At 60.5% G+C, this 25,131-nt stretch carries 19 protein-coding genes; 14 read left to right on the forward strand and 5 right to left on the reverse strand.

All coding sequences use genetic code 11. The annotated features are described in order from the left end of the window. The first annotated feature begins 85 nt into the window (after positions 1-85). The 3 genes from AC1D19_RS08035 (at position 86) to choV (ending at position 3,117) form a co-directional block, all read left to right on the forward strand. Entirely contained in the window at positions 86-1,030 is a 945-nt protein-coding gene (locus tag AC1D19_RS08035; RefSeq protein WP_046039346.1) for a choline ABC transporter substrate-binding protein, read from the forward strand. A gap of 66 nt (positions 1,031-1,096) precedes the next feature. Next, positions 1,097-1,942: a choline ABC transporter permease subunit gene (gene choW / locus AC1D19_RS08040; protein WP_477752446.1), complete on the forward strand. Its 846-nt coding sequence runs from the start codon at positions 1,097-1,099 to the stop codon at positions 1,940-1,942. Continuing rightward, positions 1,939-3,117, forward strand: a complete 1,179-nt coding sequence (choV, locus tag AC1D19_RS08045; protein WP_477760724.1) for a choline ABC transporter ATP-binding protein — start codon at positions 1,939-1,941, stop codon at positions 3,115-3,117. The genes choW and choV overlap by 4 nt, the downstream gene beginning before the upstream one ends. Positions 3,118-3,312: 195 nt before the next feature. Here the strand turns inward: choV and AC1D19_RS08050 are convergent, their stop codons facing one another. Further along, positions 3,313-5,253, reverse strand: a complete 1,941-nt coding sequence (locus AC1D19_RS08050; RefSeq protein WP_477760727.1) for a BCCT family transporter — start codon at positions 5,251-5,253, stop codon at positions 3,313-3,315. A 380-nt stretch (positions 5,254-5,633) separates the two neighbouring features. Here AC1D19_RS08050 and betI point away from each other — a divergent pair, with 380 nt between their 5' ends. The 9 genes from betI to yccS all read left to right on the forward strand — a co-directional run bounded on the left by betI (position 5,634) and on the right by yccS (position 19,388). Then, a complete protein-coding gene (betI, locus tag AC1D19_RS08055; protein ID WP_223445474.1) occupies positions 5,634-6,227 on the forward strand; it encodes a transcriptional regulator BetI in 594 nt (197 codons plus the stop codon). A 62-nt stretch (positions 6,228-6,289) separates the two neighbouring features. After that, complete coding sequence (gene betB / locus AC1D19_RS08060; RefSeq protein WP_477752449.1) at positions 6,290-7,762, forward strand: betaine-aldehyde dehydrogenase; 1,473 nt, start codon at positions 6,290-6,292, stop codon at positions 7,760-7,762. Positions 7,763-7,941: 179 nt separating this feature from the next. Beyond that, entirely contained in the window at positions 7,942-9,642 is a 1,701-nt protein-coding gene (gene betA / locus AC1D19_RS08065) for a choline dehydrogenase (protein ID WP_477762897.1), read from the forward strand. A 267-nt stretch (positions 9,643-9,909) separates the two neighbouring features. Next, positions 9,910-11,352: a TldD/PmbA family protein gene (locus tag AC1D19_RS08070; RefSeq protein ID WP_477762898.1), complete on the forward strand. Its 1,443-nt coding sequence runs from the start codon at positions 9,910-9,912 to the stop codon at positions 11,350-11,352. Continuing rightward, positions 11,352-12,689 (forward strand): TldD/PmbA family protein, encoded by a 1,338-nt coding sequence (locus tag AC1D19_RS08075; protein ID WP_477762899.1) that lies wholly within the window; start codon positions 11,352-11,354, stop codon positions 12,687-12,689. The genes AC1D19_RS08070 and AC1D19_RS08075 overlap by 1 nt, the downstream gene beginning before the upstream one ends. Positions 12,690-12,803: 114 nt before the next feature. Next, positions 12,804-14,231 (forward strand): multidrug transporter subunit MdtD, encoded by a 1,428-nt coding sequence (mdtD, locus tag AC1D19_RS08080; RefSeq protein ID WP_477762900.1) that lies wholly within the window; start codon positions 12,804-12,806, stop codon positions 14,229-14,231. Between the two features lie 105 nt (positions 14,232-14,336). Then, the gene (gene dbpA, locus AC1D19_RS08085) at positions 14,337-15,674 is read left to right on the forward strand and encodes an ATP-dependent RNA helicase DbpA (RefSeq protein WP_477752507.1); all 1,338 of its coding nucleotides are present in this window, start codon (positions 14,337-14,339) and stop codon (positions 15,672-15,674) included. 130 nt (positions 15,675-15,804) lie between these two features. Further along, a complete protein-coding gene (locus AC1D19_RS08090; protein WP_477762901.1) occupies positions 15,805-16,983 on the forward strand; it encodes a BaiN/RdsA family NAD(P)/FAD-dependent oxidoreductase in 1,179 nt (392 codons plus the stop codon). A 221-nt stretch (positions 16,984-17,204) separates the two neighbouring features. Then, positions 17,205-19,388, forward strand: coding sequence for a YccS family putative transporter (gene yccS, locus AC1D19_RS08095; RefSeq protein ID WP_477762902.1), 2,184 nt, complete (start codon positions 17,205-17,207; stop codon positions 19,386-19,388). 155 nt (positions 19,389-19,543) lie between these two features. On the opposite strand, the gene AC1D19_RS08100 is transcribed toward yccS, so the two are convergent. Continuing rightward, positions 19,544-20,287 (reverse strand): substrate-binding periplasmic protein, encoded by a 744-nt coding sequence (locus AC1D19_RS08100; RefSeq protein ID WP_477762903.1) that lies wholly within the window; start codon positions 20,285-20,287, stop codon positions 19,544-19,546. Positions 20,288-20,544: 257 nt separating this feature from the next. On the opposite strand from AC1D19_RS08100, the gene AC1D19_RS08105 reads away from it, so the two are divergent. After that, on the forward strand, positions 20,545-20,997 hold the full coding sequence (locus tag AC1D19_RS08105) for a GNAT family N-acetyltransferase (protein WP_477752457.1): 453 nt from the start codon (positions 20,545-20,547) through the stop codon (positions 20,995-20,997). 122 nt (positions 20,998-21,119) lie between these two features. Here the strand turns inward: AC1D19_RS08105 and AC1D19_RS08110 are convergent, their stop codons facing one another. Genes AC1D19_RS08110 through AC1D19_RS08120 form a run of 3 tightly spaced genes read right to left on the reverse strand, consistent with a single transcriptional unit; the run spans position 21,120 to position 24,110 of the window. Next, on the reverse strand, positions 21,120-21,416 hold the full coding sequence (locus tag AC1D19_RS08110) for a winged helix-turn-helix domain-containing protein (protein ID WP_090178776.1): 297 nt from the start codon (positions 21,414-21,416) through the stop codon (positions 21,120-21,122). Between the two features lie 37 nt (positions 21,417-21,453). Beyond that, entirely contained in the window at positions 21,454-21,942 is a 489-nt protein-coding gene (locus AC1D19_RS08115; protein WP_477762904.1) for a YgjP-like metallopeptidase domain-containing protein, read from the reverse strand. 44 nt (positions 21,943-21,986) lie between these two features. After that, positions 21,987-24,110 (reverse strand): putative bifunctional diguanylate cyclase/phosphodiesterase, encoded by a 2,124-nt coding sequence (locus AC1D19_RS08120; protein ID WP_477762905.1) that lies wholly within the window; start codon positions 24,108-24,110, stop codon positions 21,987-21,989. 321 nt (positions 24,111-24,431) lie between these two features. Between AC1D19_RS08120 and AC1D19_RS08125 the strand changes: the two genes are divergently transcribed. Next, complete coding sequence (locus AC1D19_RS08125; protein ID WP_477752459.1) at positions 24,432-25,097, forward strand: polysaccharide lyase family 7 protein; 666 nt, start codon at positions 24,432-24,434, stop codon at positions 25,095-25,097. Positions 25,098-25,131 lie beyond the last annotated feature (34 nt).

The raw sequence follows: 25,131 nt of genomic DNA on the forward strand, positions 1-25,131 counted from the left end.
GTCTCCAGAACGCCATCCAACCGCAACCTATAAGTGCGGTGGTCCAGTCGGAACACTGCCAAAAAAAACACCAAGGAGTCCATCCATGAAAGGTTCCCCGTCGTTGTTGTTGGCCGCCATGCTTAGTCTGCCGGTTCTGGCGCAAGCCGCAGAACCGGCACAATGCAGTACCGTAAACTTCTCCGATGTCGGCTGGACCGACATCACCGCAACTACCGCGACCACCAGCGTTGTGCTCAACGCCCTCGGCTACAAGACCAAGACCACCATGATTTCCGTACCCGTGACCTACAAGTCCCTGGCCGACGGCAAGAACATGGACGTGTTCCTGGGCAACTGGATGCCGACCATGGAAAACGACATCAAGGCCTACCGCGATGCCGGCACCGTGGAAACCTTGCGCACCAACCTCAAGGGCGCCAAGTACACCCTCGCCGTCCCTCAGGCGCTGTACGACAAGGGCCTGCATGACTTCGCCGATATTGCCAAGTTCAAGAAAGAGCTCGATGGCAAGATCTACGGCATCGAGCCTGGCAACGACGGCAATCGTCTGATCCAGAGCATGATCGACAAAGATGCCTTCGGCCTGAAGGCCGCCGGTTTCAAAGTCGTCGAATCCTCCGAAGCCGGCATGCTGTCGCAGGTCGACCGCGCGCAGAAACGCGACACCGCCGTGGTGTTCCTGGGCTGGGCGCCGCACCCGATGAACAAGCGCTTCAAGATTCAATACCTGACCGGTGGTGATGACTTCTTCGGCCCGGACTTCGGTGCCGCCACCGTGGCGACCAACACCCGCAAGGGTTACGCGCAGGAGTGCGGCAACGTTGGTCAGTTGCTGAAGAACCTGGAGTTCACCGTCGACATGGAAAGTGAACTGATGGGCAACATCCTGGACGACAAGATGAAGCCTGACGCGGCCGCCAAGGCCTGGCTGAAAAAGAATCCACAGGTGCTCGATACCTGGCTCGCTGGCGTGACCACCATTGACGGTAAACCTGGCCTGGAGGCCGTGAAAGCCAAACTGCAGTAATCGCTTATGCCGGGCAGGTTCGCCTGCCCGGGCTGTTTATTTCCTTGCATGCGGACGTTCACTACCATGCTGATTGATCAGAAAATACCCCTAGGCCAGTACATCGCGCGCTTCGTTGAATGGTTGACGCAACACGGCGCCAGCACCTTCGACGCAATCGCCGTGACACTGGAAACGATGATCCACGGCGTGACGTTTGCGCTGACCTGGTTCAACCCGCTGGCACTGATCGGCCTAATCGCACTACTGGCACACTACATTCAACGCAAATGGGGTCTGACCGCGTTTGTCGTTGCCTCCTTTCTGCTGATCCTCAATCTGGGGTACTGGCAGGAGACCATGGAAACCCTCGCCCAGGTGCTGTTCGCCACCCTGGTCTGCGTGGTCATCGGCGTGCCGCTGGGCATCGTCGCCGCGCACAAGCCGATGTTCTATACTTTAATGCGTCCGGTACTCGATCTGATGCAGACCGTACCGACCTTCGTGTATCTCATTCCTACCCTCACCCTCTTCGGGCTGGGTGTGGTCCCGGGCCTGATCTCCACGGTGGTGTTCGCGATTGCCGCGCCCATCCGCCTGACCTACCTGGGTATCCGCGATGTTCCGGAAGAATTGATGGACGCCGGCAAGGCCTTTGGCTGCTCGCGACGTCAGCTGCTCTCGCGGATCGAACTGCCCCACGCCATGCCAAGCATCGCGGCCGGTATCACCCAGTGCATCATGCTGTCGTTGTCGATGGTGGTGATCGCAGCACTGGTGGGCGCCGATGGCCTGGGCAAACCGGTGGTCAACGCACTGAACACTGCTGATATCGCCCTGGGCTTCGAAGCAGGCCTGGCGATCGTACTGCTGGCGATCATGCTCGACCGTATCTGCAAACAACCCGACGCCAAAGTAGGGGGTGACGCATGAGCATAATTCGCTTCGATAACGTTGACGTTATCTTCTCCAAGGATCCACGCGAGGCACTCAAGCTGCTGGATCAAGGCATGACCCGCAACGAGATCCTGAAAAAGACCGGGCAGATTGTCGGCGTTGAAAAGGCCAGCCTGGATATCGAAAAAGGTGAAATCTGCGTACTGATGGGTCTGTCCGGCTCCGGCAAGTCCAGCCTGTTGCGCTGCATCAACGGCCTCAACACCGTCAGCCGCGGCAAGCTGTTCGTCGAGCACGAAGGCAAGCAGATCGACATTGCCTCGTGCACGCCGGCAGAACTGAAAATGATGCGCACCAAGCGCATTGCGATGGTGTTCCAGAAGTTCGCCCTGATGCCCTGGTTGACCGTTCGCGAAAACATCAGCTTTGGCCTGGAAATGCAGGGTCGCCCCGAGAAAGAACGCCGCAAACTGGTGGACGACAAGCTTGAGCTGGTGGGCCTGACCCAGTGGCGCAACAAGAAACCCAACGAGCTGTCCGGTGGTATGCAACAACGCGTGGGCCTGGCCCGCGCACTGGCGATGGACGCCGACATTCTGCTGATGGACGAACCGTTCTCGGCACTCGACCCGCTGATCCGCCAGGGCCTGCAAGACGAACTGCTGGAACTGCAACGCAAGCTGCACAAGACCATCGTCTTCGTGAGTCACGACCTTGATGAAGCGCTGAAACTCGGCAGCCGTATCGCGATCATGAAGGACGGCCGGATCATCCAGTACAGCAAGCCGGAAGAAATCGTCCTCAACCCGGCGGACGACTACGTGCGGACCTTCGTGGCTCACACCAACCCGCTGAACGTACTGTGCGGTCGCAGCCTGATGCGCACCCTGGACAACTGCAAACGCATCAACGGTTCGGTGTGCCTGGATCCGGGCGGCGATTCGTGGCTGGACCTGGCCGAAGGCAACACCATCAAGGGCGCTCGCCAGAACGGGTCTGCGCTGGACTTGCAGAACTGGGTACCGGGTCAGGCCGTTGAAGGCCTGGGTCGTCGACCAACCCTGGTGGACTCGAACATCGGCATGCGCGATGCGCTGCAGATTCGTTATCAGACCGGCAACAAGCTGGTGCTGCATGACAACAACAAGGTGGTGGGGATTCTTGGCGACAGCGAGCTGTATCACGCACTGCTCGGCAAGAACCTGGGGTAAATAAGGCAACAGACACAAAAACGCCGCGAGAGAATCGCGGCGTTTTTGTTTGTAGAAAGATCAAAAGATCGTCCGAACGCGGCCCGAACCTTCGGCAGCTCCTACAGGGGAATGCATTCGGCGTAGGAGCTGCCGAAGGCTGCGATCTTTTCAAGCGGCGACGCGGTGCAACTGATACACCGCGCCACTCACTTCTTAGCTATAAACCCGGCCAAGGAGCTGCCGATGGCTTTCAAACTGATCGAGCACGTCACGGGTGATCTGATCCTGAGTGAAGCCCATCAAGTCGTAGTCCTGGCTGCCGTTGTGCAGATACACCTCGGCACGGTAGTAACGCTGACGTGCCTCATCGGACTGAGCCGATTCGGTTGGCGTGGCCAGGTAACCGTCCAGACTCACTTCGTAGACAAACGGGTTACCCTCTTCCATCTCGGTGCGCAGGCCCATGCAGCGCTTGGACTTGCCCAGCAGCGTCTGCACTTGCAGACCTTGAGCACGCATTTGCACGGCGGCATCTTCCAGTGCCGGGCTGACGTGCTTGTCCATGAAACGCTGCACCACCGACTGGCTCGGTTGCAGGTCCAGCTGGGTCAAGCGCTCGCTGAAACCACGGCGACCGCGTGCCGCCAGTTCCGCTTGCTCCTGTTCGATCTGCACGTCCTGGCGCATGGCCTTGTGCAAGCCGAACATGAAGAACACCAGCACCACCGAGAACGGCAGACCGGCCAGCACCACCATGGTTTGCATGGCTTCGAAGTTGCCGGCGAACAGCAGGCCGATGGTCACCAGGGTGATCACCGCCGACCAGAAGATCCGCAACCAGTGCGGAGCGTCTTCATCGACGGTGCCACCCTTGCAGGACAGGTTGGCCATCATCACCGCACCGGAGTCCGCCGGGGTCAGGAACAGCACGAAACCAACGAAGATCGACACGCCGATCACCACCTTCGACGCCGGGTAATGCTCCAGCAACTGGTAGATCGCCATGGACGGCTGTTCCAGCGCCGTCTTCCCGAGTTCTACCGCCCCGTGGTTCATCACCAGGTCCAGGGCCGAGTTACCGAAGATCGACAACCACGCCAGGGTGAAGCCCAGCGGAATCAGCAGCACGCCGGCGACCAGTTCGCGCACGGTACGACCACGGGAAATACGCGCGATGAACATGCCCACGAATGGCGCCCAGGAAATCCACCAGGCCCAGTAGAACAGGGTCCACAGGCCCAGCCAGCGGTCGGACTTCTCACTGTCGCCTTCGTACACATAGAGGTCGAAAGTCTTCAGCACCACGCCGTTCAGGTAGTCACCGACGTTCTGTACGAAGCCGTTGAGCAGGTGCAGGGTCGGGCCGAACAACAGGACGAAAATCAGCAGGCCACTGAACAGAACGATGTTGAGGTTGGACAGGCGACGGATGCCGTTTTCCACGCCCGACACAGCGGCAATGGTCGCCACGGTGCTCATCACGATGATCACGATCAGCAGGTTGGTGTTGCTGTGTTCCATGCCGAACAGGTTTTCCAGCCCCGACGACACTTGCAGCGAACCAATCCCCAGGTTCGTCACCAGCCCCAGCAGGGTCACGAACATGCCGAAGCCGTCCACCGCATGCCCGGCCGCGCCCTTGACCCAACGCTCGCCCACCAGCGGATACAACGCCGAACGCAACGCCAGCGGCTGGTTATGCCGGTAGGCAAAGTAGGCAACGGCCAGACCGACCAATGCGTAAATCGCCCAGCCGTGCAGGCCCCAGTGCAGGAATGTCAGCTGCACGGCCTGACGGGCGGCAAGGTTGCTGCCGGCCACGCCTTCCGGCGGGTTGAAGTAGTGATCCAGCGGCTCCGACGCGCCGAAGTACAGCAACGAGATGCCGATACCCGACGAGAACAGCATCCCCGCCCAGGCGCCGTAGCTGAAGTCCGGGGTATCGTCCTTGCTGCCGAGCTTGAGTTTGCCGTAAGACGAAAAAGCCAGGCCGACGACAAAAATCAGGTAGGCGGCAATCACCACCATGTAGTACCAGCCGAAGCTGCGGGACAACCAGGCTTGCGCCGTACCCAGCATTCTGCCGGCCTCTTGCGGGGCGATGATCAGAATGGCGGTCAACAACAGAATCAACGCGGTAGAGGTGTAGAACACCCAACCGTTGACCGTCACCTTCTCGGGTGGGGTCTTTATTAGCGAGGCAGAACTCATGGCACAGATGCTCCGGGCAGTGCGAGAGAAGAACGCAAGACAAACGAGTTACCCGACCAATCGGTTAGTGGGCAGCCGACCGGCGGGTGATATAAAGACAGCCCGAAAAAAGCCCGAAACCCCTGGAGCGCCGCAGCGCGTAGGTTTCGAGCAGTTTCGGAAGTCGTTTTTTCCGCCGCTACATGTAGGAAAAATCTGTAGGCAGCGACGATTTGTCGCAGATCTTATTCTTTGTTGATTGAACGTTCAATCAAAACAAAATAGACTGGCCTCAACCCGGTAGCCGTTCTACGCCCACCGGAAGGCCTAAGGAGATGTGCAAGATGCCCAAGGTCGGTATGCAACCCATCCGCCGCCAGCAATTGATCGAAGCCACTTTGCAGGCCGTCGATCAGGTCGGCATGGGGGACGCCAGCATTGCGCTGATCGCCCGTTTGGCCGGTGTCTCGAATGGCATCATCAGTCACTACTTTCAGGACAAGAACGGCCTGATTGCCGCCACCATGGGGTACCTGATGACCGTCCTCAGCGAGAACGTCACCCTGCGCCGACAGGCGCTGAAAGATGACAGCCCGAGGGCGCATCTGCAGGTGATCATCGAGGGCAACTTCGATGCCAGCCAGGTCAATGGCCCGGCAATGAAAACCTGGCTGGCCTTCTGGGCCACCAGCATGCACCAGCCGTCTTTGCACAGGTTGCAGCGGATCAACGATCACCGTCTGTATTCCAACCTGTGCTGCCAGTTCCGCCGCGTGCTGCCGCTCAATGATGCGCGCAGCGCCGCCCGAGGCCTGGCAGCGTTGATCGACGGCTTGTGGTTGCGCGGCGCGCTGTCGGGAGATGCTTTCGACACCGGGCAGGCACAACAGATTGCTTACGAATACATGGATACCCAACTGGCCAAGCGGGTGAGTTAGAGCACACATAAACGCTCAACCACCGGACCGTGCCAACCACTTAATGCTCTTGCGAGGACTTTATGGCCCGTTTCGAACTGCAAAAACTCTACATCGATGGCGCTTACAGTGACGCCAGCAGCGACGCCACTTTCGAAGCCATCAACCCGGCTAACGGCGAAGTCCTCGCAAAAGTACAACGTGCGACCAAGGAAGACGTCGAGCGCGCTGTGGTCAGCGCCGAAAAGGGCCAGAAAATCTGGGCCGCGATGACCGCCATGGAGCGTTCGCGCATCCTGCGTCGCGCCGTGGAAATCCTGCGCGAGCGCAACGATGAGCTGGCCGCCCTGGAAACCCTGGACACCGGCAAGGCCTACTCCGAAACCCGCTATGTCGACATCGTCACCGGCGCTGACGTGCTGGAGTACTACGCAGGCCTGGTACCGGCCATCGAAGGCGAGCAGATTCCGCTGCGCACCACTTCGTTCGTCTACACCCGTCGCGAGCCGCTGGGCATCGTGGCCGGTATCGGCGCGTGGAACTACCCGATCCAGATCGCCCTGTGGAAATCCGCACCTGCCCTGGCGGCCGGTAACGCGATGATCTTCAAGCCAAGTGAAGTCACCTCGCTGACCACCCTGAAACTGGCCGAGATCTACACCGAAGCCGGCGTGCCAAACGGCGTGTTCAACGTCCTGACTGGCAGCGGCCGCGAAGTCGGCACCTGGCTGACCGAGCACCCGCGCATCGAGAAAGTTTCCTTCACCGGCGGCACCGACACCGGCAAGAAAGTCATGGCCAGCGCTTCGGCCTCGTCGCTCAAGGACGTGACCATGGAACTGGGCGGCAAGTCGCCGCTGATCATCTGCGACGACGCCGACCTCGATCGCGCCGCCGACACCGCGATGATGGCCAACTTCTACAGCTCTGGCCAGGTCTGCACCAACGGCACTCGCGTGTTCGTACCGGCCCACCTGAAAGCCGCTTTCGAAGCCAAGATCGTTGAGCGCGTTGCACGCATCCGCATCGGCAACCCGCAAGACGAAAACACCAACTTCGGTCCGCTGGTCAGCTTCGCGCACATGGAAAGCGTGCTGGGCTACATCGCCAAGGGCAAGGAAGAAGGCGCCCGCGTCCTGTGCGGCGGCGAGCGTCTGACCGACGGCGAATTCGCCAAAGGTGCGTTCGTCGCTCCGACCGTGTTCACCGACTGCACCGACGACATGACCATCGTCCGTGAAGAAATCTTTGGCCCGGTGATGGCGATCCTCACCTACGAAACCGAAGAAGAAGTGATCCGGCGCGCCAACGACACCGACTTCGGCCTGGCCGCCGGTATCGTCACCAAGGACCTGAACCGCGCCCACCGCGTGATTCATCAACTGGAAGCCGGTATCTGCTGGATCAACGCCTGGGGCGAGTCCGACGCGAAGATGCCGGTTGGCGGCTATAAGCAGTCGGGTGTCGGCCGTGAGAACGGCATCAGCTCGCTGAACAATTTCACCCGCATCAAATCGGTACAGGTCGAGCTGGGCGATTACGTCTCGGTGTTCTAAGACCCGAGTCTTGTATTGCCTGCGAGGGCCTCTTCGCGGGCAAGCGCGCTCCCACAGGTTTGGCGTCGTTCGCCAAACCTGTGGGAGCCCCGATCCCTTGTAGGAGCGAGCTTGCTCGCGATTGAGTGCGCAGCACTCATCGAGGCTCGACCTGACCCACATCAAAGAGGGTGCATTCAATGTCCCAAGAATTCGACTACATCATCATCGGTGCCGGCTCGGCCGGTAACACCCTGGCGACCCGTCTGACCGAAGACGCAGGTGTCACCGTCCTGCTGCTCGAAGCGGGCGGCCCGGACTACCGCTTGGACTTCCGCACGCAAATGCCGGCCGCCCTGGCGTTCCCGCTGCAAGGCCGTCGCTACAACTGGGCCTACGAAACCGATCCTGAGCCACATATGGACGGTCGTCGCATGGAGTGCGGTCGCGGCAAGGGCCTGGGTGGCTCTTCGCTGATCAACGGCATGTGCTACATCCGCGGCAACGCCATGGACTACGACGGCTGGGCGAAGCTGCCAGGCCTTGAGGACTGGTCGTACCTGGACTGCCTGCCGTACTTCCGTAAAGCGGAAACCCGCGACATCGGCCCGAACGACTACCACGGTGGCGACGGCCCGGTCAGCGTGACCACGCCGAAAGCCGGCAACAACCCGCTGTTCCACGCCATGGTTGAAGCCGGCGTGCAGGCCGGTTACCCGCGTACCGAAGACTTGAACGGTTACCAGCAGGAAGGCTTCGGCCCGATGGACCGCACCGTGACGCCGGAGGGTCGTCGTGCCTCCACCGCCCGCGGCTACCTGGACGTGGCCAAGAAACGTTCAACCCTGACCATCGTCACCCACGCCCTGACTGACAAGATCCTGTTCGAAGGCAAGCGTGCAGTCGGCGTGCGTTACCTGGTCGGCGCCGCAGAAGAGCGCGTTGAGGTCAAGGCGCGCAAGGAAGTGCTGCTGTGCTCCGGCGCCATCGCTTCGCCGCAGATCCTGCAACGCTCCGGCGTCGGCCCGGCCGAGTTGCTGAACAAGCTCGATATTCCGGTGGTCCACGACCTGCCGGGCGTCGGTGAAAACCTGCAGGATCACCTTGAGCTGTACCTGCAATACGCTTGCACCCAACCGGTTTCACTGTACCCGTCGCTGCTCTTGCACAACCAGCCGGCCATCGGTGCCGAATGGCTGTTCAACGGCACCGGCATCGGCGCCAGCAATCAGTTCGAAGCCGGCGGTTTCATCCGCACCCGTCCGGAATTCGAATGGCCGAACATCCAGTACCACTTCCTGCCGGTAGCGATTAACTACAACGGCAGCAACGGTGTGAAAGAGCACGGCTTCCAGGCGCACATGGGCTCCATGCGTTCGCCAAGCCGCGGTCGCATCCAGGCCAAGTCCAAGGACCCGCGCCAGCACCCGAGCATCCTGTTCAACTACATGGCCACCGAACAGGACTGGCAAGAATTCCGCGACGGCATCCGCCTGACCCGTGAAATCATGCAGCAGCCTGCACTGGACGCCTTCCGTGGTCGCGAGATCAGCCCGGGCATCGACGTGCAGAGCGATGAGCAACTGGACAAGTTCATCCGCGAGCACGCCGAAACCGCGTTCCACCCGTCCTGCTCCTGCAAGATGGGCACCGACGAAATGGCCGTGGTCGATGGCGAAGGTCGCGTGCATGGCATGCAAGGCCTGCGTGTGGTCGATGCGTCGATCATGCCGATCATCACCACCGGCAACCTGAATGCACCAACGATCATGATGGCCGAGAAAATCGCCGACAAGATCCGTGGCCGCAAGCCGTTGCCGCGCAGCACCGCCACTTACTATGTGGCGGGTGAAGCGCCAGTGAAGGGCAAGCCGGTGCGGGAATTGAGCCAGATCGCTTAAGGCGTTACACCGCGTTACGGCTATTCGCGAGCAGGCTCGCTCCTACAGTTGATCGCGCTCCCTCATGGGAATGCGGTTGAATGTAGGAGCGAGCCTGCTCGCGATGAGGCCCGACCAGACACCACCCCCTCCCAAAGTATCCCCGCTTCAGACCGCTCCGCCCTTGATCCGCCCCCCCTCGCAGGCCTAATCTAGCGCCACGCAATCGTTTCACCCCTCCCCTCGCAGCACCGCTCCACCGCCACTCCATACCCAGGAGGTTCACGAATGTTCGATTTCTACCCCCAGCTCAAGCAGCGCTTCGCTGCCTTGCGCACGGGTGCTGAATTCTTTTCCCTGCGTTATGTGCGCGAATCCGGGCAGTACCTGTCAGTGCGCAAGAACGTCGCCGAACCGCCAAGCCTGAGCCGTGACGAAGGGGCGATGCTGACCGTGCGGGTCAATGGCGTCGAGGCCTATGCGGCCACCAACGACCTGTCGCAACAGGGCCTGCAAGCTGCCCTCGAACGCGCCGAACTCCAGGCCCATCGACTCAAGCCCCACGCCTTGCTGGACCTGCGCGAGCAGGCTGTTTCCAGCGACCGCGCCGATTATTTTTCGCCCAACCTCGACCAGGTGTTCCCGTCCCTGAGCGACTGCTACCAACTGCTTGGCACCGAGTCGGTCGCCGTACCCAAGGACGAGCGCCTGGTGAACTGGCAGGTCAGCCTCGGCATCACCCACGTCGAGCAGATCTACCTCAACAGCGCCGGTGCCGAACTGCGCCAGGCCCAACGCTTTGTCTACCCCGGCCTGGACGTCACGGCCTACGATGGTAATGACAGCCAGACCCGCAGCCTGGGCCGCGAGAACTTCGGCCAGCAAGGCGCGGCGGACGTCATCAGCCGCTGCGGCCTGATCGGTGCCGGTGCCCAGGTGGCCGATCAGGCCCTGCAATTGCTCCTGGCACCGAACACCCCGCAAGGCAAGCGCGACCTGCTGCTGATGCCCGACCAGATGATGCTGCAAATCCACGAGTCCATCGGCCACCCGCTGGAGCTGGACCGCATCCTCGGTGACGAGCGCAACTACGCCGGCACCAGTTTCGTCAAAGCCTGCGATTTCGGCCGCCTGCAATACGGTTCCGGCCTGCTCAACGTGACCTTCGACCCGGACATCCCCGAGGAGCTCGCCAGCTACGGCCATGACGACGACGGCACGCCCGCCAGCAAACAGTTCCTGATCCGTGAAGGCCTGTTGCTGCGCCCGCTGGGTGGTGCGCTGTCGCAATTCCGGGCCGGCATGGACGGCGTCGCCAACAGCCGCGCCTGCGGCTGGAACCGCCCGCCGATCGACCGCATGGCCAACCTCAACATCGAGCCCGGTGATCAGTCCATCGAACAGCTGATCGGCGGTATCGAACACGGCGTGCTGATGTCGACCAACCGTTCCTGGTCGATCGACGATGCGCGCAACAAATTCCAGTTCGGCTGCGAATGGGGCCAACTGATCGAAAACGGCGAACTCAAGGGCGTGGTGAAGAATCCCAATTACAGGGGCATCTCCGCGCAGTTCTGGAAAAGCCTCAGCGCCGTCGGCGATGCCAGTACCCTAAAGGTCCTCGGCACACCGAACTGCGGCAAGGGCGAACCGAACCAGGTGATCCGCGTCGGCCACGCGTCACCGGCCTGTGTGTTCAGCAACGTTGATGTATTCGGAGGAGACGCCTGATGAATCCTTCAAACAGCCAGTCCGCGTCGTTCAAGGCGCTGGTCAACAGCCTGCGTGCAGCGCTTCACGAGCCCGAGCAGTTCACCCTCAGCTACGCTGCCGAGTCGTCGGCCTTCGTGCGTTTCAACCACGCCAAGGTGCGTCAGGCCGGTCAGGTGCAGCAGGCGAGCATCGGCCTGAAACTGATCAACGAAGGCCGGCATGCCGACCTGCACATCACCCTGGCCGGCGATCCGCAGGTGGATGCGCAGCGCCTGAGCGAAGGTCTGCAACAGTTGCGTGAAACCCTGCCGCTGCTGCCTCCGGACCCGTACCTGCTGCTCAACCACAACGGCTGGCAGAGCAACAACGTGCAGTCGCATCCGCTGCCGGACACCGAGCAGGTGGTCGCGCAAATCACCCAGGCCGCCGAAGGTCTGGATCTTGTCGGTTTCTACGCTGCCGGCCCGATCAGTCGTGGCTTTGCCAGCTCTTCGGGCGCCTTCGGCTGGCATCAGGCCAACAGTTTCAACTTCGACTTCAGCCTGTTCCACGAGAACGGCCAGGCCGTGAAAGCCAGCTACGCCGGGCACGACTGGAGCAGCGAAGGCTTTGCCAAACGCTTCCAGCAAGCCCGCGAGCAGCTTGAGTTTCTGGGTCGGCCGCTACGCACTTTGGCGCCCGGCCAATACCGCGCTTACCTGGCACCGGCGGCGCTGGAAGAAATCATGGGCATGTTGTGCTGGGGTGGTTTCTCGGCACAGTCGATTGCCAGCAAAAGCAGCCCGCTGCAAAAGCTCTACGGTGGCGACAGCGCGTTCAGTCCGCTGGTCTCGCTGGATGAAAAAGTCACCGGCTCGCTGAGCCCGGCGTTCTCCGACGAAGGTTATCCGCGCAGCGATCTGGGGTTGATCGTCAATGGCAAGGCCGGGGCACAACTGGTCAGCTCGCGCAGTGCTGCGGAATACGGTTTGACCGCCAACGGCGCCAGCGGCGGTGAATCACCGAGTGCGCTGAACATGAAAGCCGGGGTATTGCCTGACACGGACATCCTCAAGCAACTGGGCACAGGGCTGTACATCAGCAACCTGTGGTACCTGAACTTCTCGGATCAACCGGCCGCACGCCTGACCGGCATGACCCGCTTTGCCACGTTCTGGGTCGAGAACGGCGAGATCCAGGCACCGGTCAGCACCATGCGCTTCGACGACAGCGCTTTCAGCCTGCTCGGTTCGCAACTGGAAGCGTTGACCGAGGAGCGGGAGTTGTTGCTGTCGGCGAGTACGTATAGCCAGCGGGCGACGGCTTCGGCGTTGTTGCCGGGGGCGTTGGTCAGCCGATTGACCCTGACCTTGTAAATGCGCAACACCCTGTAGGAGCTGGCTTGCCAGCGAAAGGGCCGTCAAGGCCGCCAAAAGCTTCGCTGGCAAGCCAGCTCCTACAATGTCGATGAAAACCTACCAAGAGGTCCCATGCCCAACCGCCCACCTCTCGACGCTGTCACCGCCCGTTGGGTGCCGTGGGTCGTCGCAATCGCCTTCTTCATGCAGTCCCTCGACGGGACGATTCTCAACACTGCCCTGCCAGCCATGGCCCGCGACTTGGCCGAAGACCCATTACGCATGCAGGGTGTGATCATCGCTTACATGCTCACGGTCGCGTTGCTGATCCCGGCTTCGGGCTGGATAGCCGATCGCTTCGGCACCCGAAAGATCTTTTTCAGTGCGATTTTGCTGTTCAGTCTCGGCTCGCTGCTCTGCGCATTGTCGAGCAGCCTGAGCATGCTGATCGGTGCCCGGGTGATCCAGGGCCTGGGCGGCGCGTTGATGCTGCCGGTCGGGCGGCTGGTGGTGTTGCGCGCCTACCCGCGCTCGGAACTGGTGCGGATCATGGGTTTCATCACCATTCCCGGGCTGCTCGGCCCCTTGATCGGCCCGACAATGGGCGGCTGGATGGTGCAATACCTGACCTGGCACTGGATCTTCCTGATCAACCTGCCGGTGGGTCTGGTCGGTTGCTACGCCGTGTGGAAATTCATCCCCGACCTTCGCGGCACCGAGCGCACCCGTTTCGATAGCCTGGGTTTCGTGCTGTTCGGCGCGGCGATGATTCTGATCACCATCGCCATGGAAGGCCTGGGCGAACTGCACCTGCCGCATTTGCGGGTGATGTTGCTGCTGTTCGGCGGCATGGCGTGCCTGGCGGCGTACTGGCTGCGCGCCGGGCATATCGACAACCCGCTGTTCGCGCCGTCGCTGTTCAAGACCCGGACCTTTGCCGTGGGCATTCTCGGCAACCTGTTCGCCCGCCTCGGCAGCGGCGCCCTGCCCTTTCTGGTGCCGTTACTGTTGCAAGTGGCGCTGGGCTATTCGCCGTCCCAGGCCGGGATGAGCATGCTGCCGCTGGCGGCGGCGGCGATGATCGCCAAGTGGGTGGCGCGCCCGCTGATCGAGCGCCTGGGTTACCGCATCGTGCTCACCGGCAACACCCTGGCGCTGGGGATCATGCTGGCGAGCATGGGTCTGGTCAGTGAGCAGACGCCGTACTGGCTGCTGCTGTGCCTGCTGGCGATCCTCGGGGCGATCAACTCCTTGCAGTTCACCGCGATGAACACCGTGACCCTGATCGACCTCGACGACGCCAGCGCCAGCAGCGGCAACAGCCTGCTGTCGGTGGTCGCGCAATTGTCCCTGAGCCTGGGCGTGGCCTGCGCGGGTGCATTGCTCGGTGGCTTTACGGCGGAGATCGGCAATGACGGCGTGGAGACGGTTTTGGGCGCCTTTCAACTAACGTTCGTGACGGTTGGAATCATGGCAATGCTGGCTGCAACGATCTTTTCCCAGCTCTCCCGGGAAGACGGACGGCGCGTCAAGCGTCCGGAAGAGCACATCGAACCTTAGGGCGAATGGCCATCGGACTGGTACACTGCGCGACATTTTGTTTTGCAGGCCAGTCCCGTGACCACCATCGCCACCGAATTTAATACTTTGCCGCTGTCCGCCGCCATGCTGGCTAACCTCGACTCCCTCGGTTATGCCCAGATGACGCCGATCCAGGCGCAAAGCTTGCCGGTGATCCTCAAGGGGATGGACCTGATCGCCCAGGCCAAGACCGGCAGCGGCAAGACCGCTGCCTTTGGCATCGGCCTGCTGAACCCGATCAATCCGCGTTACTTCGGTTGCCAGGCGCTGATCCTGTGCCCGACCCGCGAGCTGGCTGACCAGGTCGCCAAGGAAATCCGTCGCCTGGCCCGTGCCGAAGACAATATCAAGGTCCTGACCCTGTGCGGCGGCGTGTCCCTCGGCCCGCAGATCGCTTCGCTGGAACACGGCGCGCACATCATCGTCGGCACCCCGGGACGCATCCAGCAGCACCTGCGCAAAGGTTCGCTGGTACTCCACGGCCTCAACACCCTGATCCTCGACGAAGCCGACCGCATGCTCGACATGGGTTTCTACGATTCCATCGAAGAAATCATCATGCAGGCCCCGGAGCGTCGCCAGACCCTGCTGTTCTCCGCCACCTACCCGGTAGGCATCAAGCAGCTGGCCTCGAAGTTCATGCGTAACCCGCAGCAAGTGAAGGCCGAGGCGTTCCACGACGACACGCAGATCGAGCAGCGCTTCTACGAGATTTCCCCGGACGACCGCATGAGTGCGGTGACCAAGGTCCTTGGCCACTTCCGCCCGGCCTCCTGCGTGGCCTTCTGCTACACCAAGCAGCAGGTTCAGGAAACCGTCGACCACCTGACCGCCAAAGGCATTTCCGCCGTCGGCCTGCACGGCGATCTGGAACAGCGAGACCGCGACCAGGTACTGGCGATGTTCGCCAACCGCAGTACTTCGGTGCTGGTGGCGACCGACGTGGCCGCGCGCGGCCTCGATATCGATTCCCTGGACATGGTGATCAACGTCGAATTGGCCCGTGATTCGGAAATCCACATCCACCGTGTCGGCCGTACCGGTCGTGCCGGTGAGAAAGGCCTCGCGATCAGCCTTGTCGCGCCGTCCGAAGCACAGCGCGCACAAGCCATCGAGCAATTGCAGAAGACGCCGCTGACCTGGGATCAGGTGGACAACCTCACCTCCAAGGGTGGTGGCCCGCTGCTGCCGCAGATGAGCACCCTGTGCATCGCTGCCGGCCGCAAGGACAAGGTTCGCCCGGGCGACATTCTTGGCGCACTGACCGGTGACGCCGGTATCCCCGGTGCCCAGGTCGGCAAGATCGCGATTTTCGACTTCCAGGCCTATGTGGCCGTGGAGCGCGGCGTCGCCAAGCAGGCCTTGCAGCGCCTGAACGACGGCAAGATCAAGGGCCGTGCGTTGCGCGTTCGCATCCTGTAATAACGCCACACATCTCCCTGTGTAGGAGCTGCCGCAGGCTGCGATCTTTTGATCTTGTTTATTAAAAGCAAAATCAAAAGATCGCAGCCTGCGGCAGCTCCTACAGGTACGTAATTCTGAGGACACCGTTTTGCGCTCTACCGAAGTCGTGATCATTGGCGCTGGCGCCGCAGGGTTGATGTGTGCACTGACCGCCGCCGGGCGCGGGCGCAAGGTGCTGTTGCTCGACCATGCCAACAAGGCCGGCAAGAAAATCCTGATGTCGGGCGGTGGTCGCTGCAATTTCACCAACATGTACACAGAGCCGAGCAATTTCCTCTCGCAGAATGCGCACTTCTGCAAATCCGCCCTGGCCCGTTACACCCAATGGGATTTCATCGGCATGGTGGCCAAGCATGGCGTGCCGTACCACGAGAAAAAACTCGGCCAGTTGTTCTGCGATAACAAATCCAGCGACATCCTCGAAATGCTCCTGAATGAGTGCGACCAGGTCGGCGTCAGCCTGCATCTGGACACATCGATCCAGACCATCGAGAAGCTCGAAACGGGCTATTTGCTGGACACATCGCTTGACCAGATAACGTGCGAATCGCTGGTGATCGCCACTGGCGGCCTGTCGATCCCGACCCTGGGCGCCACCGGTTTCGGCTACCAGGTCGCCAGGCAATTCGGCCACGAGCTGCTGCCGACCCGCGCCGGTCTCGTGCCGTTCACCATCACCGACCAGCTCAAGGCCTTGTGCACCGAGTTGTCCGGTACGTCGGTGGATTGCCTGGTGAGCTGCAATGACCAGAGCTTCCGCGAGAACATCCTGTTCACCCACCGCGGCCTCAGCGGCCCGGCGATTTTGCAAATTTCGTCATTCTGGGAATCCGGCGATACCGTCGAGATCAACCTGATGCCCGACCACGACGTACCAAACTGGCTGCAACAGCAACAGGCCGAACGTCCCAACAGCGAGCTGAAAACCCTGCTCGGGGAAATCTTCACCAAGAAGATGGCCAATCTGTTGGCGGACAACTGGTTCGTGTCCAAACCGATGAAACAGTACACCCACGCGGAACTGGCCGATATCGCGGAAAAACTGGCGAGCTGGAAAGTCGTGCCGGCGGGCACCGAAGGCTATCGCACCGCCGAGGTGACCTTGGGTGGCGTCAACACCAATGAAGTGTCGTCCAAGACCATGGAATCGCTGAAAAGCCCGGGGCTGTACTTCATCGGCGAGGTGCTTGACGTGACCGGGCATCTGGGCGGGTTCAACTTCCAGTGGGCGTGGGCTTCGGGTTACGCGGCTGCGCAATACGTCTGATCCAACCCAAAACCTGTAGGAGCGAGCCTGCTCGCGATAGCGGTCTAACAGTCGACATCAATATTGAATGTACCGGCCTCATCGCGAGCAGGCCTCGCTCCTACATTGAATACGTGTGGTATCAAGGAACAGATTTTGCTGTCTGATGTGATCGACGCCATTGCGTCGGCGTCATTAGTGGCTCAATTTAGCGTCATTGCCTCGGAAGGCCTTCGCATTTCATGTCATCGACTTCGTTCCGCCAGACTCTGCGGCGCCTTTGGGCGCTGGATAAATTCAGTTACAGCGTACGGGTATTCATTGCCCTGACCGGCACCATGGCGCTGTGTTGGTATCAGGACGAAATGGGCCTGTTGATCCCGTTGTTCCTGGGGATTATCGCCAGTGCCCTGGCCGAGACCGACGACAGTTGGCAGGGCCGTCTCAACGCGCTGGCCGTGACGCTGGTGTGTTTCGCTGTCGCCGCCCTGTCCGTCGAACTGCTCTTCCCCTACCCCTGGCTGTTTATCATCGCCTTCGCCCTGGCCGCGTTCTGCCTGACCATGCTCGGCGCCCTCGGCGAACGCTATGGCGCGATTGCCTCGGCGACACTGATTCTGTCGGTCTACACCATGATCGGCGTGGACCAGCGCGGCGGCGCGGTCATCGATGTCTGGCACGAGCCGGTACTGCTGGTGGCCGGTGCCGCCTGGTATGGCCTGCTCTCGGTGTTGTGGCAGGCGCTGTTTTCCAATCAGCCGGTGCAGCAGAGCCTGGCGCGCCTGTTCCGCGAGCTGGGCTTTTACCTGAAGCTGAAATCCTCGCTGTTCGAGCCGATCCGGCAGATGGACGTGGAGGCACGGCGCCTGGAACTGGCCCAGCAGAACGGTCGGGTGGTGGCGGCATTGAACGCTGCCAAGGAAATCATCCTGCACCGGGTCGGTAACGGTCGCCCGGGGTCGAAAGTCAGCCGCTACCTCAAGCTGTACTTCCTCGCCCAGGACATCCACGAACGTGCCAGTTCTTCGCACTACCCTTATAACGCCCTGGCCGACGCCTTCTTCCACAGCGACGTGCTGTTCCGCTGCCAACGCCTGTTGCGTCAGCAAGGCAAGGCCTGCCGGGCCCTGGCCGAATCGTTCCAGATGCGCCAGCCGTTCACCTATGACGCCAGTTTCGCCGAAGCCCTGAGCGACCTGGATGCCTCCCTCGAACACCTGCGCATCCAGAGCAACCCGGCCTGGCGCGGCTTGCTGCGTTCACTGCGGGCACTGGCGGCCAACCTTGGCACTCTCGATCGCTTGCTCAGCGATGCCAGCAACCCCGACGCCCTGGCCGACGCCACCGACAGCAGCTTGCTTGACCGTTCGCCGCGCAACCTCAAGGACGTGTGGCTGCGCTTGCGCACGCAGCTGACGCCGACCTCGCTGCTGTTCCGTCATGCCCTGCGATTGCCCCTGGCCTTGAGCATCGGCTACGCCATGGTGCATTTGATCCACCCGTCCCAAGGCTACTGGATCATCCTCACCACGCTGTTCGTCTGCCAACCGAACTACGGCGCCACCCGCCGCAAACTCGGTCAACGGATCATCGGCACCGCCATCGGCCTGACCCTGGCCTGGGCGCTGTTCGACCTGTTCCCGAACCCGCTGATCCAGTCGTGTTTCGCCATTGCCGCCGGGGTGGTGTTCTTTACCAACCGCACCACCCGCTACACCCTGGCGACGGCGGCAATCACCCTGATGGTGCTGTTCTGCTTCAACCAGGTGGGTGACGGTTACGGGCTGTTCCTGCCACGGTTGTTCGATACCTTGCTCGGCAGCCTGATCGCCGGGCTCGCGGTGTTCCTGTTCCTGCCGGACTGGCAGGGGCGGCGCCTGAACAAAGTGCTGGCCAACACCCTGGCCTGCAACAGCATTTACCTGCGCCAGATCATGCAGCAATACGCAGCGGGTAAAAGCGACGACCTGGCTTACCGCCTGGCCCGCCGCAACGCGCACAACGCCGACGCGGCGCTGTCGACCACACTGGCCAATATGCTGATGGAGCCTGGGCATTTCCGTAAGGAAGCGGATGTAGGATTCCGCTTCCTGGTGCTGTCGCACACGCTACTGAGCTACCTGTCAGGCCTGGGCGCACATCGGGAAACCCAACTGCCGGCGGACGTGCATGAACATTTGATCGACGGGGCCGGGGTGAAACTGGCTGCGAGCATCGACGAAATCGCCCATGGGCTGGCGAGCAAATCCTCAATAGCGATTCAAAGCGATGAGGAAGAAGCACTGGCCAATGAACTGGAGCAGATGCCCGATGAAATCGATGAGGGGCAGCGGTTGGTGCAGACGCAACTGGCGCTGATTTGTCGGCAGTTGGGCCCGCTGAGGACGTTGGCGGCGCATCTGATCAAGGATACGAGTGAGGATTGAGATCTGTGGTGTCTGAGCGGGCCTCATCGCGAGCAGGCTCGCTCCCACAGGGGCTCTGGTGTTCATAAAACTTGTGTCGACTGAAGATCTACTGTGGGAGCGAGCCTGCTCGCGAAGAGGCCATCAGTAACAGCACAAAATCTGGATCAACTCACTTACATCCCATGCTGCCTCATCAACTTGTCATAACTCCCGTCCGCCTTCATCGCCGCGATCTCCCGGTCGAAACCGGTGACGATCCGTGCATGCTCGGGATTCTTCAGGCTGACCATGATATGCAGGCTGTTCTCGCTCAATGCCTTGGGCAGGAACTCCACGGCGTTTCGCAGTTTGGGTGACTCACGGGCCAGGTAGTAGCGGGCGACGAATTCATCTTCCAGCGTCAGCTTGACCCGGCCGGCCGCGACCATGCGCACTGCCATGGCGAAGCTGTGCACCGGGATTTTCTGCAATGAGTCGTCGTTGTCGAACGCGGGCGAATAGGCGTAACCGCGCACGATGGCAATCGGATACGTGTGCAATTGCTGCAGGTCGTTGAACTCGATGGGCGCGTCTTTACGCTTGAGAAACCGTACGCGATTGAGCAGGTATTCGCCAGAAAACTGGCCGAGTTTTGTACGTTCGTCGTTGTACCAGGCGTTGACCAGCACGTCGTAGCGGCCCTCGCCCACACCCATCAAGGCCCGCGCCCAGGGCACTTGTTCAAACTCACTGGCATAGCCGGCCCTGGCGAGCGCGGTACTGACAATATCCGTGGCCAAACCACCGTTGACGAGCGTGGAATCGGTAAAGGGGGGCCAAGCATCAGCGACCAACCGCAGTTTTTCTGCCGCTGCTCCCTGAACCAGCAACAGCAACAGCAATCCAATCAAGGCAAAAGCTCGATGCAATCGCGGCATGCCAGAAAATCCTTAGCGGGCGGATTGCCCAACGTGTTTTCAGCCAGAACCCCAAGGCCTCGTACTGACAAGACCCGGGTACGAAACATTAGCTCATCGAAGCCACAGCACAGCGCTTCGATCCAGATTACACAAAGAAGACATCCGCGCGAGAAATGAATGATGGCATTTTGGCCTATGTCACAGATTCTTCCGCCATAAAGACTTCTGGCGTGACTGCGCTTAGTATCGGAACGACGTTTTCAGGGAATCAAAACATGACAGTCGATTGGATCTGCAAACACCACAGCGACCTGGGCAAGGAGCAGCTGTACGCCATTTTACAGCTGCGTGCAGAAGTGTTCGTCGTCGAACAAAAATGCGTTTACCAGGATATTGATGGCCAGGACCTGGAAGGCGACACCTGCCACGTGATGGCCTGGGACGGTAACCGGCTGGTGGCCTACCTGCGCCTGCTCGACCCGCAATCACAGGGCGGCGATGTAGTGATCGGGCGGGTGATCATTGCCCCGCAGGCACGCGGTGCAGGCCTGGGGCATGAGCTGATGGATCAGGCGTTGAAACAGATCGAGAAATACTGGCCCGGCCTGCCGGTCTACCTCTCGGCCCAGGCGCATTTGCAGGGGTATTACGGGCGTTATGGTTTTGTCGTGGCAGGTGAGGAATATGTGGAAGATGGCATTCCACACATTGGGATGCGTCGTCCTTGAAGACCCTTTCGCGAGCAGGCTCGCTCCCACACTGGATCGTGTTCACAGCTCAACTCAACTGTGGGAGCGAGCCTGCTCCGGGCGGCGTTCCGACGATGGCGTCAGTTCAGGCACCGCAAATCTCAGGGATACTCCAGCACTGCCTTGATCTGCCGCAGATTACGCTCGATCCACCCACGATCGATCGCCCCCCACTCGCGAATCCGATAGCGCCCCGCATGGTTGCGCGCACCCTCTTCCTGCTCGAACTCACAAATGATATCCAGATCCGCCAGCGCCGCGATGGTGTCCTGTGCCGTGCGCCGGGGCATGCCGGTGACCTCGGTCAGCGCCGGGACACTGCTGGCCAGCCCGCTGTCGATCAGGTACGCCACGTACAACCGGCGGTAGAAGCTGCTCTTGGTCTTGCTCACGTCCATCCAATGCTCCTTAAAAGATCGCAGCCTGCGGCAGCTCCTACAGATCCCGCCACGTCAGGTACACCCGCACATCAAATTCCACCTGGTGATAACCCGGCAGCATGTGCTCGCACAGTTTGTAGAAGGCCTTGTTGTGGTCCGACTCCTTGAAGTGCGCCAGCTCATGCACCACGATCATTTTCAGGAACTCGCAAGGCGCTTCCTTGAACAGCGAAGCGATGCGGATTTCCTTCTTGGACTTGAGTTTTCCGCCTTGCACCCTGGAGATCGTGGTATGCAGGCCGAGCGCGCGATGAGTCAGGTCCAGGCGGTTGTCGAACAGCACCTTGTCGATGGCCGGCGCATTACGCAGGTATTCCTGCTTGAGGTCCAAGGTATAGGTGTACAGCGCCTTGTCGCTCTGCACCCCATGCTTTTGCGGGTAACGCTGGCTCAGGTAATCGCCCAGCCGACCGTCGGCGATCAGCTGGCGCACCTGATCCTGCAACGTGGCGGGATAGGCCTGAAGATATTTCAACACGGTCATGGGGCGGCAATACAAGTCACTAAAAGTTCGCCAGTGTAGCGAATTCAGCGGGCCAGCGCGCTCCAGTCAAACGGCTGGACAAAGACCCCGGTGTCTTCGGCCATCATCGGCCGGGCCACCAGAAAACCTTGTACATATTCACAACCGTTGGCCTGCAGCCATTCATACTGCGCGACGGTTTCCACCCCTTCGGCAATCACCAGCATCCCGAACTGTTTGCACAGGTCGATCACACTACGCACCAGCGCCGCGTCCCGTACCGATTCCGGCAACCGGGCGATCAAATGCCGGTCGAGCTTGAGTGTGTCCAGCTCCAGGTCGCGCAAGTGCGACAGTGAGCACAGTCCGGCCCCGAAGTCATCCAGTGCCACTCGTACGCCCAGATTGTGCAGCAGGCGCAATTGCTTGCGGGTTTCTTCGGGGTTATGCATCAAGGCCTCTTCCGTGACCTCGACTTCCAGATAACGTGGTTGCAAGCCATGGCGCTCAAGCACCTGACGCAACTCGGTGACCAGGTTGGGCACGCCGAACTGCGTACTGCTCAAACTGACGCCGAGCACCAGGTCCTCGGCAAACAGGGACTCCCAGGCTTTGCGTTGCCCGGCGCTGCGATGGTAGATCCAGCTGCCCAGACGACTGATCAGCCGCGCCTCCTCCAGCAATGGCAAAAACAGCCCCGGGGGTACATCGCCAACGCTCGGATGCTGCCAGCGCAACAAGGCCTCGAAGCCACGAATCCGCCCGTCGGCAATCGCCACCTGAGGCTGATACACCAGATTGAAATCCCGATTCTCAATGGCGCTTCGCACACTTTCTTCCAGCATCAGCCGCGAGCGCGCCCGGCCGTTCATTTCGTGATCGTAGAAGCGATATTGCTGGCGACCGGCACGCTTGGCTTCGTACATGGCGATGTCGGCCGCCCGCAGCATCCCGTCGAGATTGGCACCACAATCCGGGAACGTGGCGATGCCGATACTGGCACCCAGGGCGATATCGAGGCCGTCGATCTGCTGACAGATCGACACTCGCTCGATGAGCTTCTCGGCAATCTTCGCCGCTTGCTCGGGGAACTCCAGATCCAGCAGCGCGGTGAATTCGTCGCCGCCCATCCGCGCCAGAATGTCGAAGGGCCGCAGGCAGGCCCTCAACTGTTCGGATACCCAGCGCAGCACTCGATCGCCGGCATCATGCCCGAGCGAATCATTAACTCGTTTGAAGCCGTCGAGGTCCAGGTACATCAAGACCCAGGAACTGTCGGAACGCTCACCGCGCAACAGCAGGTTCTCGACGGTCTGGTAGAAACCCCGGCGGTTGAGCAATCCGGTCAGCGGATCGGTGACCGCCTGAAATTCCAGTTGCTGATGCAGATGGCGCACCACCGACATGTCCAGCACGGTGACCACCATCGCATGCTGCTCGGCAGGCAACGGCGCGCAGGACAAGGCCACCGGCACCTGCTGGCCGGGCGCCGTACGTAGCAGGGCATCGTGCAGGCGCAGGGTTTCGCCGCGTTTATATCCGGCCAGCAACTCGGAATCGGCCCAGATCGGGATATGCGGTTTTTGCAGGTAGTCCAGAAACTCCTTGCCTTGCAGTTCCTGCACCGTGGCATTGAGCAGCCGCGACATCGCCGGATTGGCAAAACGAATCAGACCGTCCTCACCCAATACCAGAATGCCTTCGGCCGCGTTATCCAGCACCGACGCATTAAAGGCACGAGCGGATTCCAGATCATGACTCAAGCGCTGCAAGGCCCGGCGGTTACGCTGGTGTTCGAGCAACGCCTGGACCTTGGGCGTGAAGATCTGTGGGTCGAACGGTTTGAACAGGAAATCCACCGCACCACTGGCATAGCCCTTGATCACCGCGTCCTGGGACTGTTCGTTGGCGGTCAGGAAAATGATCGGCGTGAAACGGGTCCGCTGGCTACCGCGCATCAGGCGCGCCACTTCATAACCGTCCATGCCCGGCATCTGTACGTCCAGCAGCACCAGGTCGATATCGTGTTCAAGCAACAAGCCGAGGGCCTCGAAACCTGAGGCGGCAGTCATGACCCGCCAGCCCTGGCGCTGTAACAACGCACGCATGCTGATCAGGTTTTCAGGGTAATCATCGACGACTAAAAGGGTTGAGCCGCCTTCTACTGGCGTGGGTTGCGCGCATTCCATGCTGCCTCTCTAATTGCGGGGTGTCAGGCCGGCTTCTCGTGAAAACCGGACAAATACGGTGCCATCACTCTAGACCCGGTTCTGCAAAAGCAGAAGGTGTCAGTAAGCCATCATATAATCATTGTGTCTTTTACCGACTAACGGTCGATTGTTCAGCTCCATGAAAACCAGGAAGATGGCATTTCGACAGGTTGTTGACGTCAACCACCCGTCAGACAAGCGTTAACAAAATATCCCGCTACGCTTATAAAGGCCGCCCCAAAGGTGCGGTCTAGAGCTTCTGGCACGCCCGTTCAGCATGAATCGAGTGGAAGAACCGACATGATCGATCTCGCAAGCTGGAACCTCAGCGTTCCCGTTGGCAACCCGCCGTACACCGTCGAAACCGCCAAACTGGTGGATGGTTTCAAGGATCAATACTTCCACTCCGACACCGGCACATTGTTTTTCTGGGCGCCCGTGACCGGCTCCCGTACCGAAAACGCGATTTATCCACGCACCGAATTGCGTGAAACCTACAGCAACGGCACGTTGAAAAACTGGTACTACCCCGACGCTGACAATTCCCTGCATGCGACTCTTTCGGTCAGCCAGGTACCCAGCTCGGGCAAGATCGTCATTGGCCAGATCCATGCCTATAACAGCCAGAAGCCCATGGTGAAGGTCGAGTATCAATACAAAACCGACAGTTCAACCGGCAACATCGTCGCCAAAGTCCGCATGCACCCCGACGACACCCCCCGAGTCATCACCATCGCCACCGGCGTGAAACTCAATCAGGAATTCTCCTACCTCATCCACCTCAGCCCCGGCGGTGCATTGGGCATCAGTGCGGCGGGCTATCAGTGGAATACCGATATCAGCGCGATGTGGCGTGATAAACCGCTGTACTTCAAGGCCGGCGTCTATGTGCAGGACAACACGGGGTACACAAGCGAAGGCGGGGAAGTGACGTTCAGCAAGCTGGATATTGATCACAATCAATAGTATTTACCGTTGAAAAGATCGCAGCCTTCGGACG

This window comes from Pseudomonas sp. P1_C12 (assembly GCF_056406435.1).

Excerpts from the sequence above, each read along its gene's own strand:
- AC1D19_RS08075 (WP_477762899.1), top strand. The coding sequence starts at position 11,352 with ATGAATCCTTCAAACAGCCAGTCCGCGTCGTTCAAGGCGCTGGTCAAC.
- mdtD (WP_477762900.1), top strand. The coding sequence starts at position 12,804 with ATGCCCAACCGCCCACCTCTCGACGCTGTCACCGCCCGTTGGGTGCCG.
- choW (WP_477752446.1), top strand. The coding sequence starts at position 1,097 with ATGCTGATTGATCAGAAAATACCCCTAGGCCAGTACATCGCGCGCTTC.
- AC1D19_RS08115 (WP_477762904.1), bottom strand. The coding sequence starts at position 21,942 with ATGACCGTGTTGAAATATCTTCAGGCCTATCCCGCCACGTTGCAGGAT.
- AC1D19_RS08105 (WP_477752457.1), top strand. The coding sequence starts at position 20,545 with ATGACAGTCGATTGGATCTGCAAACACCACAGCGACCTGGGCAAGGAG.
- choV (WP_477760724.1), top strand. The coding sequence starts at position 1,939 with ATGAGCATAATTCGCTTCGATAACGTTGACGTTATCTTCTCCAAGGAT.
- AC1D19_RS08070 (WP_477762898.1), top strand. The coding sequence starts at position 9,910 with ATGTTCGATTTCTACCCCCAGCTCAAGCAGCGCTTCGCTGCCTTGCGC.
- dbpA (WP_477752507.1), top strand. The coding sequence starts at position 14,337 with ATGCTGGCTAACCTCGACTCCCTCGGTTATGCCCAGATGACGCCGATC.
- betA (WP_477762897.1), top strand. The coding sequence starts at position 7,942 with ATGTCCCAAGAATTCGACTACATCATCATCGGTGCCGGCTCGGCCGGT.
- AC1D19_RS08035 (WP_046039346.1), top strand. The coding sequence starts at position 86 with ATGAAAGGTTCCCCGTCGTTGTTGTTGGCCGCCATGCTTAGTCTGCCG.
- AC1D19_RS08120 (WP_477762905.1), bottom strand. The coding sequence starts at position 24,110 with ATGGAATGCGCGCAACCCACGCCAGTAGAAGGCGGCTCAACCCTTTTA.
- AC1D19_RS08100 (WP_477762903.1), bottom strand. The coding sequence starts at position 20,287 with ATGCCGCGATTGCATCGAGCTTTTGCCTTGATTGGATTGCTGTTGCTG.
- betI (WP_223445474.1), top strand. The coding sequence starts at position 5,634 with ATGCCCAAGGTCGGTATGCAACCCATCCGCCGCCAGCAATTGATCGAA.
- AC1D19_RS08110 (WP_090178776.1), bottom strand. The coding sequence starts at position 21,416 with ATGGACGTGAGCAAGACCAAGAGCAGCTTCTACCGCCGGTTGTACGTG.
- betB (WP_477752449.1), top strand. The coding sequence starts at position 6,290 with ATGGCCCGTTTCGAACTGCAAAAACTCTACATCGATGGCGCTTACAGT.
- AC1D19_RS08125 (WP_477752459.1), top strand. The coding sequence starts at position 24,432 with ATGATCGATCTCGCAAGCTGGAACCTCAGCGTTCCCGTTGGCAACCCG.
- yccS (WP_477762902.1), top strand. The coding sequence starts at position 17,205 with ATGTCATCGACTTCGTTCCGCCAGACTCTGCGGCGCCTTTGGGCGCTG.